Annotated in this window: 14 protein-coding genes; 5 read left to right on the top strand and 9 right to left on the bottom strand. The window is 75.0% G+C overall.

Translation table 11 applies throughout. The features are described 5' to 3' along the window. The first annotated feature begins 51 nt into the window (after nt 1-51). A complete protein-coding gene (glmS, locus tag BLU95_RS07050) occupies nt 52-1,878 on the top strand; it encodes a glutamine--fructose-6-phosphate transaminase (isomerizing) (protein WP_093859221.1) in 1,827 nt (608 codons plus the stop codon). Nucleotides 1,879-1,942: 64 nt separating this feature from the next. Here glmS and BLU95_RS07045 read toward each other — a convergent pair whose 3' ends face one another. Continuing rightward, nucleotides 1,943-3,739, bottom strand: coding sequence for a glycoside hydrolase family 35 protein (locus tag BLU95_RS07045; protein ID WP_093859220.1), 1,797 nt, complete (start codon nt 3,737-3,739; stop codon nt 1,943-1,945). 395 nt (nt 3,740-4,134) lie between these two features. Here BLU95_RS07045 and BLU95_RS07040 point away from each other — a divergent pair, with 395 nt between their 5' ends. Beyond that, entirely contained in the window at nt 4,135-5,541 is a 1,407-nt protein-coding gene (locus BLU95_RS07040; RefSeq protein ID WP_093859219.1) for an amidase, read from the top strand. A 73-nt stretch (nt 5,542-5,614) separates the two neighbouring features. On the opposite strand, the gene BLU95_RS07035 is transcribed toward BLU95_RS07040, so the two are convergent. From BLU95_RS07035 to BLU95_RS07025, 3 genes are all read right to left on the bottom strand, one after another. After that, on the bottom strand, nt 5,615-7,609 hold the full coding sequence (locus tag BLU95_RS07035; protein ID WP_093859218.1) for an FUSC family protein: 1,995 nt from the start codon (nt 7,607-7,609) through the stop codon (nt 5,615-5,617). 142 nt (nt 7,610-7,751) lie between these two features. After that, a complete protein-coding gene (locus BLU95_RS07030; protein WP_162497189.1) occupies nt 7,752-9,074 on the bottom strand; it encodes an MFS transporter in 1,323 nt (440 codons plus the stop codon). Further along, nucleotides 9,071-9,784, bottom strand: a complete 714-nt coding sequence (locus tag BLU95_RS07025) for an ArsR/SmtB family transcription factor (protein WP_093859217.1) — start codon at nt 9,782-9,784, stop codon at nt 9,071-9,073. The genes BLU95_RS07030 and BLU95_RS07025 overlap by 4 nt, the downstream gene beginning before the upstream one ends. 195 nt (nt 9,785-9,979) lie before the next feature. On the opposite strand from BLU95_RS07025, the gene BLU95_RS07020 reads away from it, so the two are divergent. Continuing rightward, nucleotides 9,980-10,720, top strand: coding sequence for a PIG-L deacetylase family protein (locus tag BLU95_RS07020; protein ID WP_093859216.1), 741 nt, complete (start codon nt 9,980-9,982; stop codon nt 10,718-10,720). A gap of 84 nt (nt 10,721-10,804) precedes the next feature. Here BLU95_RS07020 and BLU95_RS07015 read toward each other — a convergent pair whose 3' ends face one another. The 4 genes from BLU95_RS07015 to BLU95_RS07000 form a co-directional block, all read right to left on the bottom strand. Beyond that, nucleotides 10,805-11,956, bottom strand: coding sequence for a PP2C family protein-serine/threonine phosphatase (locus BLU95_RS07015; protein ID WP_093859215.1), 1,152 nt, complete (start codon nt 11,954-11,956; stop codon nt 10,805-10,807). A gap of 73 nt (nt 11,957-12,029) precedes the next feature. Beyond that, nucleotides 12,030-12,851: a DedA family protein gene (locus BLU95_RS07010; RefSeq protein ID WP_231978359.1), complete on the bottom strand. Its 822-nt coding sequence runs from the start codon at nt 12,849-12,851 to the stop codon at nt 12,030-12,032. A 47-nt stretch (nt 12,852-12,898) separates the two neighbouring features. Continuing rightward, entirely contained in the window at nt 12,899-13,093 is a 195-nt protein-coding gene (locus BLU95_RS07005; RefSeq protein ID WP_093859214.1) for a DUF1918 domain-containing protein, read from the bottom strand. A 134-nt stretch (nt 13,094-13,227) separates the two neighbouring features. After that, nucleotides 13,228-13,905 carry a TetR/AcrR family transcriptional regulator gene (locus BLU95_RS07000; RefSeq protein ID WP_093859213.1) on the bottom strand — a complete coding sequence of 226 codons (678 nt, stop codon included), beginning with the start codon at nt 13,903-13,905 and terminating at the stop codon, nt 13,228-13,230. Nucleotides 13,906-14,025: 120 nt separating this feature from the next. Here BLU95_RS07000 and BLU95_RS06995 point away from each other — a divergent pair, with 120 nt between their 5' ends. Then, nucleotides 14,026-14,586, top strand: coding sequence for a hypothetical protein (locus tag BLU95_RS06995; RefSeq protein WP_093859212.1), 561 nt, complete (start codon nt 14,026-14,028; stop codon nt 14,584-14,586). Between the two features lie 119 nt (nt 14,587-14,705). On the opposite strand, the gene BLU95_RS06990 is transcribed toward BLU95_RS06995, so the two are convergent. Beyond that, the gene (locus BLU95_RS06990; RefSeq protein ID WP_093859211.1) at nt 14,706-15,524 is read right to left on the bottom strand and encodes an SDR family oxidoreductase; all 819 of its coding nucleotides are present in this window, start codon (nt 15,522-15,524) and stop codon (nt 14,706-14,708) included. 266 nt (nt 15,525-15,790) lie between these two features. On the opposite strand from BLU95_RS06990, the gene BLU95_RS06980 reads away from it, so the two are divergent. Continuing rightward, nucleotides 15,791-16,321: a TetR/AcrR family transcriptional regulator gene (locus BLU95_RS06980; protein WP_286158645.1), complete on the top strand. Its 531-nt coding sequence runs from the start codon at nt 15,791-15,793 to the stop codon at nt 16,319-16,321. Nucleotides 16,322-16,449: the final 128 nt, after the last annotated feature.

Genomic DNA, 16,449 nt, shown 5'->3' with positions numbered 1-16,449 from the left:
CCGGTAGCGGGGCCGGAACCAAGGAACCAAGCAACCAAGGAGCCCACCACCATGTGCGGAATCGTGGCCTACATCGGCCCCAAGGACGCGACCCCCTTCCTGCTGGAGGGCCTCGCCCGACTGGAGTACCGGGGCTACGACTCGGCCGGCGTCGCCGTCGCCGGACGCACCGGCGGCATCAAGGTCCGCAAGGTCAAGGGCCGGGTCGCCGACCTGGCCGCCGCCGTCCCCGCCCGGTTCAAGGGCGCCACCGGCATCGGCCACACCCGCTGGGCCACCCACGGTGTCCCCAGCGACGCCAACGCCCACCCGCACCTCGACAACGCCGAGCGCATCGCCGTCGTCCACAACGGCATCATCGAGAACGCCGACGAGCTGCGGGCCAAGCTGGCCGCCGACGGCGCGGTCTTCCGTTCCGAGACCGACACCGAGGTGCTCGGCCACCTGATCGCCGCCCACGCCGCCGAGGGCGTGGAGCTGGAGGAGGCCGTGCGCGCCGCCCTCGGCAAGGTCGTCGGCACCTACGGCATCGCCGTCCTCGACGCCGAGCAGCCCGACCGGATCGTGGTCGCCCGCAACGGCAGCCCGATCGTGCTCGGCATCGGCGAGAAGGAGATGTTCGTCGCCTCCGACGTCTCCGCCCTGGTTCGCTACACCCGCCAGGTGGTCCACCTGGAGGACGGCGAGCTGGCCACCGTGCGCGCCGACGGCTTCCGCACCTTCACCGAGGACGCCCGCACCACCCACCGCCAGCCGTCCACCGTGGACTGGGAGATCGACTCCTACGACACCGGCGGCTACGAGCACTTCCTGCTCAAGGAGATCCACGAGCAGCCCGGCTCGGTCGAGCGCACCCTCGGCGGCCGCCTCGACGAGCGGTTCGCCACCGCCCACCTCGGCGGCCTCAACCTGGACGCCCGCGAACTGCGCGAGATCCGCCGGGTCAAGATCCTCGGCTGCGGCTCCGCCTACTACGCCGGTGAGATGGGCGCCCAGCTGATCGAGGAGCTCGCCCGGATCCCCGCGCACAGCGAGCCCGCCTCGGAGTTCCGCTACCGCAACCCGGTGATCGAGGCCGACACCCTCTACATCGCGGTCAGCCAGTCCGGCGAGACCTACGACACGCTCGCCGCCGTCCAGGAGGTCAAGCGCAAGGGCGGCCGGGTGCTCGGCGTCGTCAACACCGTCGGCAGCGCCATCGCCCGCGAGTGCGACGGCGGCATCTACCTGCACGCCGGTCCGGAGATCTCGGTCGCCTCCACCAAGGCGTTCACCTCCACCGTCGTCGCCTTCGCGCTGATCGCCCTGCACTTCGGCCGGATCCACGACCTCTCGCCCGCCGACGGCCGCCGGATCGTCTCCGCCCTCAAGGCGCTGCCCGACCAGATCCGCGAGGTCCTCGCGCAGAGCGACGCCATCGCCGAACTCGCCGCCGAGTACGCCGGGTCGGAGGGCATGATGTTCATCGGCCGGGTGCGCGGCTACCCCGTCGCCCGCGAGGGCGCGCAGAAGCTCAAGGAGATCTCCTACGTCCACGCCGAGGCCTACCCGGCGAGCGAGCTGAAGCACGGCCCGCTGGCGCTGATCAGCCCCGAGCTGCCCACCGTCGCCCTCGTCCCGGACGACGAGCTGCTCGACAAGAACCTCACCACCCTCGGCGAGATCAAGGCCCGCTCCGGCCGCGTCCTCGCCGTCGCCCACCGCCGGCCCGAGGCCAAGCTCGCGGACCACTGCATCCTGGTGCCCAGGAGCGAGCCCGAGCTGGACCCGCTGCTGCTCAACATCCCGCTCCAGCTGCTCGCGTACCACGCGGCGGTGGCGCTGGGGCGCGACGTCGACAAGCCGCGCAACCTGGCCAAGAGCGTCACCGTCGAGTAGTACGGCGGCGGTTCGCGTGGCCGAGGGGCCCCGCCCGGACGCGGGGCGGAGCCCCTCGGGGGCCTCAGTAGTCCGCGCTGGGCGCGCGGGTGGTGGGGCCGAGGTCCGGCTCGTCGCGGATCTCCAACGCCTCGGCGTGCCGGTCCAGTTCGAGCACCACCAGGGTGTTGCGGCCCGCCAGCCAGAGCGGACCCGGCGCGTACAGGGTGCGCTGCGGGCCCTCCGCGGTGTAGCGGCCGAGCAGGAAACCGTTCAGCCAGAGCAGCCCCCGGCCCCAGCCCGGGAGGGCGAGGAAGGCGTCCGCCGGCGCGTCGACCTCGGTCTCGAAACGGTGGAAGGCCGGGTCGCCGTCGGTGGTGCCGACGGCGTCGCCGAAGGCCAGGGCGGAGAGGTCGGCGAGCGGCAGCGGCCGGATCTCCCAGCCGTGCAGCCGCTGGCGCTCGTGCGAGACGCCGCGCCGGATGCCCTTGCGATCGTCCAGCTGGGGCCCGTAGTTGGCGCGCCCCAGGGCCTCGACCAGGATGTCCAGGGTGACCCCGGCCGGGCCGGCGGCCAGCCGCAGTGTCGCGCCCGGGTCGTTGCGGTCCAGCACACCGATCGGGCGGCCGTCCGCGAAGACCTGCGCGCGGTCCCCGATGCCGTCGATCCGCAGCGGCATCCCGGGGCGCGGGCCGGGGACACGCGTCCGGTAGTGGATCAGGCCGAGCGACTGGCCGACCCGCTCCATCGGCTCGGTGGTCGGCCGGTGGACGGGTGTCGACAGCGCGTCCAGGGAGTCCAGCAGCCGTGCCCGCCCGGTCGCCCGCTCCAGTCGGCGGGGCGCCAAGCGGGGCAGCGGAGAGGGGAGTTCACCCTCGGGGAGCGGCAGGTACTTGCCGATGACGGACCGCAGGGCGTGGAACTTGTCGGTCAGCTCGCCCGCCTCGCCGATCGGCGCGTCGTAGTCGTAGCTGGTCACGGTCGGCTCGTAGCCGGCGGTGTCCGGCCCGGTTCCCGAGTGGTTGGCCCCCGCCCAGAAACCGAAGTTGGTGCCGCCGTGCGCCATGTACAGGTTGACCGAGGCCCCGGTCGCGAGCAGCTCGTCGAGCGAGGCCGCCGTCTCCGCGGCGTCCCGGACGTGGTGCGGCTCGCCGATCCGGTCGAACCAGCCGATCCAGAACTCCATCGCCGCCAGCGGCCCCTTGGGCTGCTGCCGCCGCAGCACCTCGAAGCGCTCCGGCGCCCGCGAGCCGAAGGTCCCGGTGGCCAGCAGCCCCGGGATCGCGCCGCCCTGCTGCATGAAGTCCTCGGAACCGTCGGCGGTGAACAGCAGGCAGTCCACCCCGCGCGCCAGCAGACCGTCGCGCAGATGGGCGAGGTAGGCGGCGTCGGTGCCGTAGCTCCCGTACTCGTTCTCCACCTGCACGGCCACCACCGGACCGCCCCGGCTGCCCAGCAGCGGCAGCAGTTCGGGCACCACGGCGTCGAACCAGCCGTCCACCTCGGCCAGGAACGCCGGGTCGGAACTGCGCAGCCCCGTCCCCTCCGTGGCGAGCAGCCGGGCCGGCAGGCCGCCCGACTCCCACTCGGCGCAGATGTAGGGACCCGGGCGCAGGATGACGTCCAGCCCGTGCCGCTCGGCGGTCCGGACGAACCGCGCGATGTCCCGCCAGCCGGTGAAGTCCAGCTCGCCGGAGGGAAGCTCGTGGAAGTTCCAGGGGATGTAGGTGTCCACCGTGTTGAGACCCAGCGCGCGCAGGCGGGCCAACCGGTCGTCCCACAGCTCCGGGTGCACCCGGAAGTAGTGCAGAGCGCCGGAGACGATCCGGTGCGGCACGCCGTTGCGGCGGAAGCCGTCGTCGTCGAAGTCGAGCTCGATCATGCGGACCAGCTTTCGGTTGACGCGGTCGTCGGTCGGGTACTGCTGCGTCGGAACCGGCCCCGGGGCGTCAGCCCCCCGGGCCGGCCCTCGTCCGGCCAGCGTATACGAGGTCCGTACGCGCCCCACCCGGCTTTCGGCGGGCACGCGGCACTCCGCAGGAGGGCGAGGTCGCCGACGCCCGTGCCCCGGGATTCCCGCAGTGGCTTCGACACCACCGGCGCTCCGGGCGCCGCGCCCGGGCGGTCGTTCCGCGTCCGCAGGACGGGCCGGCGTGCGGGACACAGGCTGTCGCACACGCCGCTCCCCCCTTAGACTGCTCAGCTCGCGCGGCATTACCGGCGGGTAGGTACGTATCCGCGGGCGCCGCCACCGACTGGCAGGGATGGGGAGTCCGGATGGCCGACGAGCGGGTGCACGCGTACGCGGACGACGCGCTGGGGGAGCACGACGCGGTGGCGCTGGCCGCCCTGGTGCGGGCCGGTGAGGTCGCCCCCGCCGAGCTGGCCGCGGCCGCGGCGGCCCGGGCCGGACGGGTCGACGCCGCGCTCGCCCCGGTCGCCTTCGCCGCGTACGGGCGGCCGCACACGGCGGACGGAAGCGTGCGGGACGCTCCGCTGTACGGCGTGCCCAGCTATCTGAAGGACAACACCGACCTGCGCGGGATGCCCACCGGCCAGGGCAGTTCGGCCTACCGGGCCAGGCCCGTGCGCCGCAGCGCCGGCTTCGCCGAGCAGTTCCTCGGCACCGGCCTGGGTGTTCTCGGCAAGACCCGGCTGCCGGAGTTCGGGCTCAACGCCTCCACCGAGTTCGCCTCCGCCCGACCCGTCCGCAACCCCTGGCTGACCTCGCACTCCCCGGGCGCCTCCTCGGGCGGCGCGGCCGCCCTGGTCGCCTCCGGCGTGGTCCCGATCGCGCACGCCAACGACGGCGGCGGGTCGATCCGGATCCCGGCCGCCTGCTGCGGGCTGGTCGGACTCAAGCCCACCCGGGGCCGGGTGGTGGCCAACGCCCAGGGCCGCCGGCTGCCGGTGGACCTGGTGACGGACGGCGTGCTGACCCGCTCCGTGCGCGACACCGCCGCGTTCTTCGCCGCCGCCGAACGCCACTACCGCAATCCCGCGCTGCCCCCGCTCGGCCTGGTCGAGGGCCCGGGTGAGCGCCGGCTGCGGGTGGGCCTGGTGGTGGACTCGCCGGTCGCACCCAGCGACGCGGCGACCCGGGCGGCGGTCGAGGCGACCGCGGCCCGGCTGGAGGCCCTGGGGCACGAGGTGACCCCGGCCGTGATGCCGTTCGGCGAGGAGTTCTCCCGCGACTTCGTCCTCTACTGGGGCTACATCGCCTTCCTGATCGCCACCACGGGCCGGCTGACCGTCGACCCCGGTTTCCGGGCGAGCCGTCTCGACGGGCTGACCACCGGCCTGCGGCGGCTCTTCCACCGGGAGTTCCGCCGGGTGCCGGGGGTGGTCCGGCGGCTGCGGCGCGCCGAGGAGACGTACGCGGGGATGTTCCGGACCCACGACGTGGTCCTCTCGCCGGTGCTGGCGCACGTCGCCCCGCCGATCGGGTACCTGAGCCCGAACGTCGCCTTCGAGGAGCTGATCGACCGGCTCACCCGGTACGTGGCGATCACACCGGTCAACAACGTGACCGGTGGCCCGGCGATCGCGCTGCCGACCGGTGCGAGCGCCGAGGGCCTGCCGATCGGCGTCCACCTGTCGGCGGCGCACGGGGAGGAGCGGGTGCTGCTGGAGCTGGCGTTCGCCCTGGAGGCGGACCGGCCCTGGCGGCGGATCCAGGACTGAGGGCGGATCCAGGACCGGGGGCGGGGCGGTCGGGCGCGCGGGGCCCGTACGGCCGCGGTCCGGGGCGGGTCGCTCAGCCGAGCACCGGGGAGGCGATGGCGCAGGCGGCCCGGACCTCGCTGCGCAGCGGGCCGAGCACGTCGGGCGCGGCGGGGCCGGTCGCCGCGACGGCGGCCGGCCGCGCGGCCGCCTCCCCGTCCGGCCCCGGCAGGGGCGTGCCGGAGCGCAGCGCCCCGGCCAGCGCGGCCAGGTCCGCCGCGATGGCGGCGACCTCGCCCGGCGGTGGCGCCGGTTCCCCGTGCTCGACCCGGACCCGGGTGGCGGTCGTCGCCTCCACCACCCGTTCCACCGCGATCACCAGTGGCCACCAGGCCGCCGCCCGCGGTCCGGTCGGCGGCGGTTCGGTGAGCGCGCGCTGGAACTCGGAGCGGACCGCCGAGAGGTCCCGGTAGAGGCGCCGGCGCCGGAGCGGCCGGGCCGGGCGGTCGTGGCCGGGGGCGCCGGCGAAGGCCAGTGCCACGTACGCGGCGGCGTCCGCCACGGTGTCGGCCAGCCGGTCGCCGATCCGGGTGTGCCAGGACTCCGGCCAGCACAGGTACCCGGCGACCAGCGCGATCCCGCAGCCGATCAGCGAGTCGTAGAGCCGGGGCAGGACGAGTCCGAACCGCTGGTGGTTGAGCAGGTCGGACAGCAGCAGGATGACCGGGGTGATGGCCGCGGTCTGGAACGCGTACCCCTTGGCGGAGAAGGCCGGGATCAGTGCGGCCAGCACCGCGACGGTCGGCACGTCCCACCAGCCGCGCGGCACCTCGGCCAGTACCGGCACGGCGAGCAGCAGCCCGCCGGCGGTGCCGAGGGCGCGCAGCACGGCCCGGGAGAACACCGAGCCGAAGTCCGGTTTGAGGACGAAGGTGACGGTCAGCGCGACCCAGTAGGAGCGGGGCACCGGCAGCACCGACACCACCACCTGGGCCAGGCCGATGCAGAGCGCCAGCCGCAGGCCGTAGCGCCAGGACGCGCCGGAGAGCAGCGCCGCCCGGGCCGCGCGCCGGGTCCGCACCCAGGGGGCGGCGGGGCGGCCGAGCCGGTCGGGATCGGCGGCGTGCGCGTGGTCGGGCTCGGCGGCGACGGCGGCCGCGTAGCGCAGCGCCCGGTCCAGGGCGCGTTCCGAGGGGCCGGTGGGCGCGGGCAGGTCGAGTGCGACGGCGGCACCGGTCCGGGGGCCTCGCTCGATGCTGTCGGCGAGAGCCAGCACGGCCGCCGGCCAGGCCTCCGGCAGCGGGCCCAGCCGGGCCGGGCGCAGTTTGGCGGCGGAGGCCGCCTCGACGATCGGGATCAGCGCGTTGAGTCCGGCGATCAGCCGGGTCAGCCCGGGGGAGCGGCCGTGCCGGCGGGTGCGGTGGGTGAGCAGCAGGTCGTAGGAGGTGTTGAGCGACTGGGTGACGGCCTGCCGCCGTTCGTCGTGCTCGGGGGTGCCCGCGGCCCGGACGAACCCGGCGACCGCGCGGTAGGAGGCGGCGACCGCCGCCCGTTCGGGGACGCCGCCGCGCAGTGGCCAGCCGAACAGGGTGAGCAGCAGCACCACGGCCCCGCCGGCGGTGAGCAGCAGCGGTGCCGTCCACCACGGGCGGGGCATCGGCAGCCCGGCCCCGACGACGGCGTTGAGGAGCAGCAGCAGTCCGGAGACGGAGGCGACCGAGCCGATCGAGGAGATCATCCCGGAGACCAGCGCCACCAGGGTGAGGACGGCGACGGCGGTCCAGTCGCGGCCGTACACCAGGGTGCCGAGGGTGACGCCGACGGCGCCGAAGAGCTGGGGGACGGCGATGTTGAAGAACCGCATCCGGTAGGCGTCGGCGGTGTCGCCGATCACGCCGGACAGGGCGCCCATCGAGACCAGCGCGCCGTACGCGGGCCGCCCGGCGGCGAGGCCGACGGCCAGCGGCGCGGAGAGCGCCACCGCGGCGCGGGCCACCGCCGCCCACGGCACCGGCGCGGGTTGCGGCCGCAGGCCGGCCGTCAGCCAGGTCGGCGGCGAGAGCCGGACGCCGTGTGCGCGCTGTGCCATGGGCCAAACCTACGGTGCCCGGCGGTACGGCCCCGGGCGCGGCGCGCACGGGCGGAGCGGGCAGGGGCGGGGCGGGGCACGGGCGGAGCGGGCACGGGCGGGGCGGGCCGGCCCGGGGGCCCACCGCGCGGGTGAGGGCGGGTCAGGCGGGGGCGGCGGTGGTGCCGGGCGCCGGCGCCGGTGCCGGTGCGGGGGCCGGGTCGGCCGGGCGGCGGGTGGTGGGGAGGTCGCGGACCCGGCCGACGGGGGAGAACAGGAGGACCAGCGCCGCCAGCGGCACCCCGGCCGTGGTGATCCACATCGCCGGGCGAAGGCCCACCGCGGTGCCGAGCACACCGGCGAGCAGGGCGCCGACCGGGATGGTGCCGTAGTTGAGCACGGCGGCACTCGCGGTGATCCGGCCGAGCAGCTCGGGCGGGCAGTAGCGCTGCTGGAAGCCGGACTTGATGACGTTCCCGGCCACCACCCCGGCCGAGACCCCGAAGCCGCCGACGGCGTAGCAGAGCATGCCCGCGCCGGTCCCGGTGAGCGGGATCAGCAGGGCGAGCACGGGCAGGCCCAGCTCGAACAGGATCATCGCGCGCGCCGTGCCGACCCGGGCGGCCACCCGGCGGGCGGCGAAGGCGCCCACCACTCCGCCACCGCCGGCCGCCGCGACCAGTCCGCCGACGGTGCCGGGGGCGAGTCCGACCTCGCGCACCAGGAAGGCGACCAGGATCGACTGGTAGCCCATCAGGGCCAGGTTGGAGGTGGCGCCGTAGAGGGTGAGGGTGCGCAGCCAGCGGTCCCGGGCGACCAGCCGCAGGCCCTCGCCGATCTCGCGCCGCAACGCCCGGTCGGCGCCGCGCCCGGAGTGGTCGGCCGGGGTCTCGCGGTGCCGGATCCGGCCCAGGCAGAGCAGCGGGACCAGGAAGGTCGCGGCGTTGGCGAGCATGCCGTTGGCGGCGCCGGCGAGCTGGGCGAACAGGCCGCCGGAGCCGAGGCCGGCGATCTGGGCGGCGGAGGCGCTGCCGTGCAGCTTGGCATTGCCCTCGGGCTGGTCGGCGGGGGAGAGCAGGTCGGGCAGGTAGGCGGTGTAGGCGGTCTGGAAGAACACCGCCGCGGTGCCGGTGAGCAGGGCGACCGCCAGCAGCAGACCGGTGCTCAGCCGCCCGGCCCAGGCCGCGGCGGGGACGGCGGTGAACAGGACGAGCGAGACGGCGGCGGCCGCCAGCATCACGGTCCGGCGGGGTAAGCGGTCCACCCAGACGCCGGCCGGCAGGCCCATGACCAGCCAGGGTGCCCAGGAGGCGGCGCTGAGCAGGCCGATCTGGAAGGTGGAGGCGTGCAGCTCGGAGACGGCGACGAGCGGCATCGCGACGCCGGTGACGGAGGCGCCGAACTTGCCGGCGGTCTCGCCGCACCAGAGCAGCCGGAAGTCCCGGTGGCGGCGCAGCAGGCTGCGGCGGCGCCCGTCGCCCGTCACTCGGCGCTCCCGGCGGCGTCGGTGCGGGTGTCGGCGCTCCGGTCTTCGGCGCTTCCGGCCGCGTCGGTGCGGGACCGTCGCGGGAAGGACTGGAGCTGGACGACGATCGGCAGCGCCGCCGGGTCCGGGGCGGCGTCCGGGGCCGGGGTGTGGCGTTCGACGACGGCGAAGATCTCGTCGTTGAGCGCCTGGAGCTGGGCCGGGTTCAGCCGCAGCCGGCGCCAGTCGGAGATGGTGCCGACGTTGCGCCACTCGTCCGGCCAGTCCTCGGTGATGTAGTCGTTGACCCGGTTGAAGTACTGCTGGACCAGCTGGTTCAGATAGAGCGAGACCGCGCCGCGGGTGTCCGGGTCGTCGCGGAAGTCGGCGGTGTCGAGCCGGTTGGACACCTCCACCCGCCGCCACCAGCGCTCCCGCTTGGTGCCGCGCCCGGTCTCCTCCTCGATGAATCCGTGCTCCGCGAGGTGGCGCAGGTGCCAGCTGACGGTGCCGGTGTTCTCGCCGAGCCGTTCGGCGAGCCGGGTCGCGGTCGCGGGCCCGTCGAGGTTGAGCAGCTCGAAGATCTGCATCCGCAGCGGGTGCGCGAGCCCGCGCAGACTGCGGGCGTCCAGGCGGCGCTGCGGCGGTCCCGGGGGATCGGGCGGTCCGGGAGCGGTGGGGGGTTCCGGAGCGGCGGGGGGTTCCGGAGCGGCGGGGAATTCGGTGGTCATGACGGCAGCCTAGATTGCAGAGGATCCTCTGCATAGAGGCATCTGCAGAGAATCCTCTGCATCTTTGCGATTGTCCCGAATCGCATCCCGGGCGGTCCGATGATCTTCTAGAGTCGCGTCCGGTAGGACCGTCGGACCGTACGACCGCACGGTGCGTTTCCATCGCGCGCACCGGTTCCAGGGAGAGGCAGCACCATGACCGAGCCGCAGCCGAAGCCGTTCGAGCACCTCGACGAGGACTGGCAGAGCGCCCTCGTGGTCGTCGCCCACCCCGACGACATGGAGTACGGCGGGGCCGCCGCCGTCGCCCGCTGGACGGACCAGGGCAAGAAGGTCGTCTATGTGATGGCCACCAGCGGCGAGGCCGGGATCGACAGCATGGAGCCGGAGTCGTGCGGCCCGCTGCGCGAGGCGGAGCAGATCGCCTCCGCGGCCGTGGTCGGCGTCGACACCGTCGAGTTCCTCGGCCACCCCGACGGCACCGTCGAGAACGGACTGCCGCTGCGCCGGGACATCGCCCGCGCCGTCCGCCGGCACCGCCCCGACGTCGTCGTCACGATCAACTTCCACGACACCTGGGGCGGGCCGTACCTCAACCAGGCCGACCACATCGCGGTCGGCCGGGCCGTTCTCGACGGGGTGCGGGACGCGGGCAACCGCTGGATCTTCCGCGAGCTGACCGCGGAGGGGCACGAGCCGTGGAACGGGGTGCGGGCGATCCTGGTCTCCGGCTCGCCGGAGTCCGGGCACGCGGTCGACATCACCGAGCACTTCGACCGGGGGGTGGCCTCGCTGGAGGAGCACAAGGCGTACCTGGCCGGCCTCGGCGGCGCGATGGCGGACGCGCGCGGCTTCCTGGAGGGCTTCGGCCGCGCGGCGGGCACCCGCCTCGGCACCCGCTTCGCCGTCCCGTTCGAGGTGTTCCCGCTCGGCTGAGCCCGTGCGGAGTCGGAGGAGCCAGCCGGAGCCCGCAGGGGTTCTCGGGAGCCCGCGGGAGTTCTCGGGCGTCCTCCGGTGTCCTCAGGACCCGCGCGGCCGGTCGCTCCTGTTGGGCCGGTCGCTCCCGGCTGCGCGGCGCAGGGTGAGGATGGTGAGATCGTCCCGCAGCGGGCCGTGGCTGTGGCGCCGGACGTCCTCCTCGACGGCCCCGGCGAGCGCGTCCGGGGAGCGGTCGGACAGCCCCCGCAGCCGCCGGTCGATCGGGTAGAACTCGCCCTCGGCGTCCGCGGCCTCGGTCACGCCGTCGGTCACCAGCAGCAGGGTCTCGCCCTCGGCCAGTTCGAACCGCTGCACGGCGCGGACCTCTCCGGCGAGCTCGGCGAGCCCGAGCGGGACCCCGGCGGCCAGCGGGACGGCCCCGGGTTCGCGCTCGTCGCCCAGCAGATAGGGGGCGAGGTGGCCGCAGTTGACGGCCTGGACGGTGCTGCCGTCGTCCAGGCCGAACACGGTCGCCGTGACGAAGCGCTCGTCCTCGCCGCTCTGTGCGGCGTAGGCGTTGTGCCGGGCGACGGCGTTCTCCAGCGCCTGCGCCACCGCGGTGAGCGTCGGATCGCGGAACGCCGCCTCGCGGAAGGCGCCGAGCACGGCGAAGCCGGCGCCGATCGCTGGCAGGCCCTTGCCCTGGACGTCGCCGACAAGGACCCGGGTGCCGTACGGGGTGTCGGCGATGTCGTAGAGGTCGCCGCCGACGAGGGCGTCCTCCTCGACCGGGCGGTAGCGGCCGTCCAGCCCGGCGTGCCGGGTCGGGGCGGGCAGCGGGCGCAGGAGCTGGCGCTGGAGGGCGACGGCGGTCTGCCGCATCCGGAAGAGCTCGCGGTCCCGGCGCAGGCGGCGCGCGCAGAGCAGCACGCCGACCGTCTGCGCGAGGACGACGGCCACCAGGGTCAGCGCGCGCCCGGCCACCGACGGCGTGGGGAAGACCAGCGAGCTGATCACGATCACCCCGGTCACCCAGATCGCGGCGGCGACGGTCTGCGCGAGCGTGCCCAGGCCGGCCAGCAGCGCGGGCACGAACACCAGCAGCAGCACGAGCCGTGCGCTGCTGCCGCTCACCGCCTGCGCGGCCAGCAGCAGCACGGTGGCCGCGAGCACGGCGACGGCCACCGTCCGGTCGCGCGGCGGCCGGACCTGGCCGGCCGGTACGGAGTCCGTCGGGGTGCCGGGTCCGCTCATCCTCGCCTCCCAGCCGGTGGTTTCCAGGCTCACCGGCCGGGACGGCCCCCGCAACCGGGCGCGGGTGCCGCTCTCAGGGCTCCTGCGGTCGATCCCGCCGCGGGTCCTCCCGTGCTGCCTGATCCTCCGGTTCTTCCGGTGCCTCCGGTGCATCCGGTTCTTCCGGTGCTTCCTGTGCATCCGGTTCTTCCGGTGCTTCCCGTGCCTCCGGTGCTTCCCGTGCCTCGGGTTCGGCCCGCCGCCGCCGGCGGCGGTGCAGCAACTGACGGACGACGAGGGCGGCGACCAGGAGGCCGAGCGCGGCCAGCAGCCAGAGCTGGTAGCGCACCGCCGTCCGCCACACCGTGCCGACGTTGGCCCCGGCGACGTAGCCGACGGCCGCCCACACCCCGACCCAGAGCGCCGCGCCGAGCACGTTGAACAGTTGGAAGCGGCGCCAGGGCATGCCGGTCGTCCCGGCGATGAGGCCGCTGGTCTGCCGCAGGCCGTCGACGAACCGGGCCACCGTCACCACCTTGCCGCCGTGCCGGGCGAAGAACACCTCCGCGCGGGCCGTCCGCTCCGGGGTGAGCAGCACGTACCGGCCCCAGCGGTGGACGAAGGCCCGGCCGCCGGTGGCACCGATCAGATGGCCGAGGGTGTTGCCGAGCACCGCCGCCGTGAAGGCGATCGCCACCACGGCGGCGAGGTCGAGGTGTCCGGTGCCCGCGTAGACGGCGGCCAGCACCAGCACGGTCTGGCCGGGTGCGGGGACGGCGCAGTTGTCGAGCAGCACGAACAGAGCCACCAGCGCGTAGCCGTACTCCTGCAGCAGCGGCGCGAGCGCGGCGAGCGGCCCCGGCAGCTCGGACGCGGCCTCGGCGAGGAACCGCGCCGTCCAGGGTGGGAGGGACACGGCTCACCGCCCCGGGCCGGACGGCCGCGGAGCGGTGGGCGGTGGCGTCAGCGGGTCGCCCCGCGGGGTTCGATGTTGCAGTCCGGGCCCGGAAAGACCAGGCCGGTGTGGCCGTCCTCGAAGCGGACCACGTACGGCGGCGAGCCGTCCTGGCCGCGCACCTCGACGATCTCGCCCTTCTGGTCGACCATGCCCACCGCCCGGCTGTGGACGTGGAGCTGGTCACCTACCGCTGCGTGCATGGTCGTGCTCCTCGGGTGTGTGCGGACACCGGCGGCCGACGGGGCCGCTCGGCTCCCCGTCCGCTCCCTCCACTCTGCTGCGGGCGCGCACGGCCCGCAACGGCGCGTCCGGGCGCCGCACGGGAGGGTGCGGTTCAGCGCGGCCCGAGCAGGTCGGCCAGGTAGCACCGGACCAGCCGCTTGCACTCGGTGATCATCGCCGGGTCGCCGTCCCGGTCGGTGCGGAAGGCGAGCTTGAGCACCGCGTCGGCCGCTTCCAGCACCACCCGCAGGGCGAGGGTCAGCGCGGCCGGGTCGGTGGTGCCGAACAGGGTGCCGCCGAGGGCCTGGAGCCGCAGTGCGACGGCCGTGTTGTTGTCCACCTCGGCGTCCAGCAGGTGCCGGTCGTCGTGCACACCGCCCGGTGCGGCCGGTCCGGTGAGTCCGAAGTCCACCTGGCCGAAGCCGGGGACGGTCCGCTTCATCACGACGAACTCGTCCACCGCGAGGTCGGTGAACCCGGCCGGCCCGGTGGGGGCCTCGGCGCGCAGCCGGTCGTCCAGCCGGTGCAGGTAGTGGTCCAGGTTGCGGCCGGCCAGCGCGGCGAGCAGGTCCTCCTTGCCCGCGAAGAACTGGTACAGGGTGCCGATCGGCACCTGGGCGCGCTGGGCCACCTCCTTGGTGGTGAGCGCGGCGGCCCCGGCCTCGTCGAGCAGCGCGCCGCACGCGTCCAGGATCCTGCCGTAGCGTTCCTGGCTGCGCTGCTGCACCGGCCGCCGCCGCCCGGGGGCCGTCCCTCCCGATGTCCGGTGACCCCTCGTGTCCGCGCTCATGTGGCCACTGTGCCGCATCTGCCGTTCGGCGGGCCAATCCCCGGGCCGATGCCGGGGCCGATCCCCGCGGGACAGGCCGTAGGCTCGCTGAGCTGATCATGAGGGGCAGGAGAGGAAGCCATGGGGCAGAAGATCATCCGGTTCTCGGACCTGACCGGCCGGCACGCAGAGGACGAGGACCAGCTGGTGCGGGTCGTGGTCCGCGCCCACCCGGGCCTCACCGACGGGCCGGTCGCGATCGAGGCGCTCGTCGGGGAGCTGGCCGAGGTGCGGGGGCTGGCGCTCGACCTGGTGACGATCGAGCTGCACCACCCGGACGGGGAGGAGCCGGAGACGGTCGTCATGACCGCCGAGGCCTTCGACCGGCTGGCCACGGCGACGCCGATGGCGGAGGTGCTGCGCGGCGCCGAGCGGGTCGCCGCCCGGACGGTCCCGGTGCAGGCCGCGGCCGCCGGGGCGGGGCGGGAGCGGGTCAACTACGCGAGCCCGGAGCACGCCGGCCGTCCGCACAAGGGCCGTACCACCGACGCCGAGAAGCAGGTCGTCCGGGAGCGTCTGGACGAGATCAACGAGCGGCTGGCCGCCGAGGGCGTCCGCACCGTCGACCTGGCCAACCCGGAGCACGTCGCCCGGTACGGCCTGGAGGAGCTGGCCGCCGAGCGCGGTGCCACCCTCGGCTGATCCGGCCGGGGCCGGCCCCCGGGAGCGCGACGGCCGCGTTCCCGGGGGCATCGGCACCGGAGTGGACCGACGGGAGGGCACGAGGTGATGACGGTTCGTCGGTTCTCCTCCCCCGGCGGTCATCGGCGGAACGCCGGGGCGGTGCGGGCGGCCCAGTCGGCGAAGGGGCGCGGTGCGCGGCCGAGGACGCGCTCGACGTCCGGGCCCGGCGTCCGCTCGGCGGGCAGCGGCCGGCCGAGGACGGCGAGGGTGCCCTCCACCACCGGCTCCGGCATGAACGCCAGCAGTTGGGCCCGGGCCTCGTCGCGGGTCTGCTCGACGAACCGCACCGGGGTGCCCAGGGCCGCGCCGATCGCCTCGGCCCGTTCGCGCGGGGTGACCGGGGCCGGGCCGGTCAGTTCGTACGTCCGGCCGGTGTGGCCGTCCTCGCGCAGGGTGACGGCGGCGACCGCGGCGACGTCCGCCGGGTCGACGGACGGCAGTCCGACGTCGCCGAACGGTGCCGCGGCCGTGCGATCGGTGCGGATCGATTCGGCCCAGGCGAAGGCGTTCGAGTTCAGGCCGCCGGAGCGCAGTACCGTCCAGTCGAGGCCGCAGTCGCGCACCGCCTCCTCGAACCCGGCGGCGTGGCGGTAGACCTCGGGCCGCGTCCCGACGCCCTGGGAGGACAGCAGGACGACCCGGCGCACCCCGGCCGCACGGGCCAGCCGGAGGATCTCCCGCGGTTCCTCGCCGGCCACCAGCAGGAACAGGGCCGTGGCACCGTCGAGGGCGGGGCGCAGGCTCGCCGGGTCGGCGAGGTCTGCCGGAACGTGCCGGACGCCGGCCGGGAGCGGCCCCGGCCGACGGGAGACGGCGGTCACCCGCTCGCCGGCGTCGACCAGGGTCCGGACCAGCTCGCGGCCGACGTTCCCGGTCGCACCCGTGACAACAATCATCGTGAACCCCCCTGTGGGGAGCGGCAGTCGGCCGCTCCGGTTGAGTTAGTCAGTTGGCTGACTTAGAACGACCGTAGCCGACGCCGCGTCAGGCGTCTACTCTTAGTCAGGTGACTGACTCAAAGACCTCCGAGGCCGCGAAGGCGGCGAAGGCCGTGAAGGCCGTGAAGGCGGCGAAGGCCGTGAAGACCTCGAGGACGGCGGAGGGTGCGAAGGCCGCGGGGGGCGCGAGGGGCGCCGGGCGCGCCCCGGGAAAACGTGAGCGGCTGGCCGCGGCGGCGGCGCGGGTGCTGCACGAGAAGGGCGTGGAGCAGACCACGCTCGCCGACATCGCCCGCGTGGCGGACGTCCCGGTCGGGAACGTCTACTACTACTTCAAGACCAAGAACGAGCTGGTCGAGGCCGCGATCCAGGCCCACGGGGCCGGGCTGGAGGAGCTGATCGCACGGCTCGACGCGCTCCCCGACCCCCAGGAGCGGCTGAAGGCGCTGCTGGCCGGCTGGGTCGGACAGCGCGAACTCACCGCCCGGTACGGCTGTCCGACCGGGAGTCTCGCGTCCGAGCTCGACAAGCGCGCCGACGGCCTCGACGTCGCCGTCGCGGAGGTCGTGCGCAGGCTGATCGACTGGGCCGAGGCGCAGTTCGCCGAGATGGGGCGGGAGGACTCCCGCGAGCTGGCCGTCGCACTGGTCGCCGCCTACCAGGGGATCTCGCTGCTCACCAACACCCTCCGCGACCCCGGACTGATGCTGGCCGAGGGGGACCGGCTGGAGCGCTGGATCGACTCGCTGCGCTGACGCCGAGGTCCGGAGTCCGCCGGGGGCGACGGCGGGGGAGGCCGCGTCCGGCGGACGGCCGGCACGTCCGGGGCGGCTCCCCCCGGTCGGGCGGTGTCCATTTCAATTTTCTTCCGGTCAACCGTGCG

The organism is Streptomyces sp. TLI_053, from assembly GCF_900105395.1.
Taxonomy (GTDB): Bacteria; Actinomycetota; Actinomycetes; order Streptomycetales; family Streptomycetaceae; genus Kitasatospora.
This window is presented reverse-complemented; position numbering and strand designations above follow the sequence as displayed.

What these genes read in the sequence shown, in the direction of transcription:
- BLU95_RS06995 (WP_093859212.1), top strand. Translation starts at nt 14,026, where the DNA reads ATGGGGCAGAAGATCATCCGGTTCTCGGACCTGACCGGCCGGCACGCA.
- BLU95_RS07000 (WP_093859213.1), bottom strand. Translation starts at nt 13,905, where the DNA reads ATGAGCGCGGACACGAGGGGTCACCGGACATCGGGAGGGACGGCCCCC.
- BLU95_RS07005 (WP_093859214.1), bottom strand. Translation starts at nt 13,093, where the DNA reads ATGCACGCAGCGGTAGGTGACCAGCTCCACGTCCACAGCCGGGCGGTG.
- BLU95_RS07035 (WP_093859218.1), bottom strand. Translation starts at nt 7,609, where the DNA reads ATGGCACAGCGCGCACACGGCGTCCGGCTCTCGCCGCCGACCTGGCTG.
- BLU95_RS06990 (WP_093859211.1), bottom strand. Translation starts at nt 15,524, where the DNA reads ATGATTGTTGTCACGGGTGCGACCGGGAACGTCGGCCGCGAGCTGGTC.
- BLU95_RS07020 (WP_093859216.1), top strand. Translation starts at nt 9,980, where the DNA reads ATGACCGAGCCGCAGCCGAAGCCGTTCGAGCACCTCGACGAGGACTGG.
- BLU95_RS07015 (WP_093859215.1), bottom strand. Translation starts at nt 11,956, where the DNA reads ATGAGCGGACCCGGCACCCCGACGGACTCCGTACCGGCCGGCCAGGTC.
- BLU95_RS07045 (WP_093859220.1), bottom strand. Translation starts at nt 3,739, where the DNA reads ATGATCGAGCTCGACTTCGACGACGACGGCTTCCGCCGCAACGGCGTG.
- BLU95_RS07025 (WP_093859217.1), bottom strand. Translation starts at nt 9,784, where the DNA reads ATGACCACCGAATTCCCCGCCGCTCCGGAACCCCCCGCCGCTCCGGAA.
- BLU95_RS07040 (WP_093859219.1), top strand. Translation starts at nt 4,135, where the DNA reads ATGGCCGACGAGCGGGTGCACGCGTACGCGGACGACGCGCTGGGGGAG.
- glmS (WP_093859221.1), top strand. Translation starts at nt 52, where the DNA reads ATGTGCGGAATCGTGGCCTACATCGGCCCCAAGGACGCGACCCCCTTC.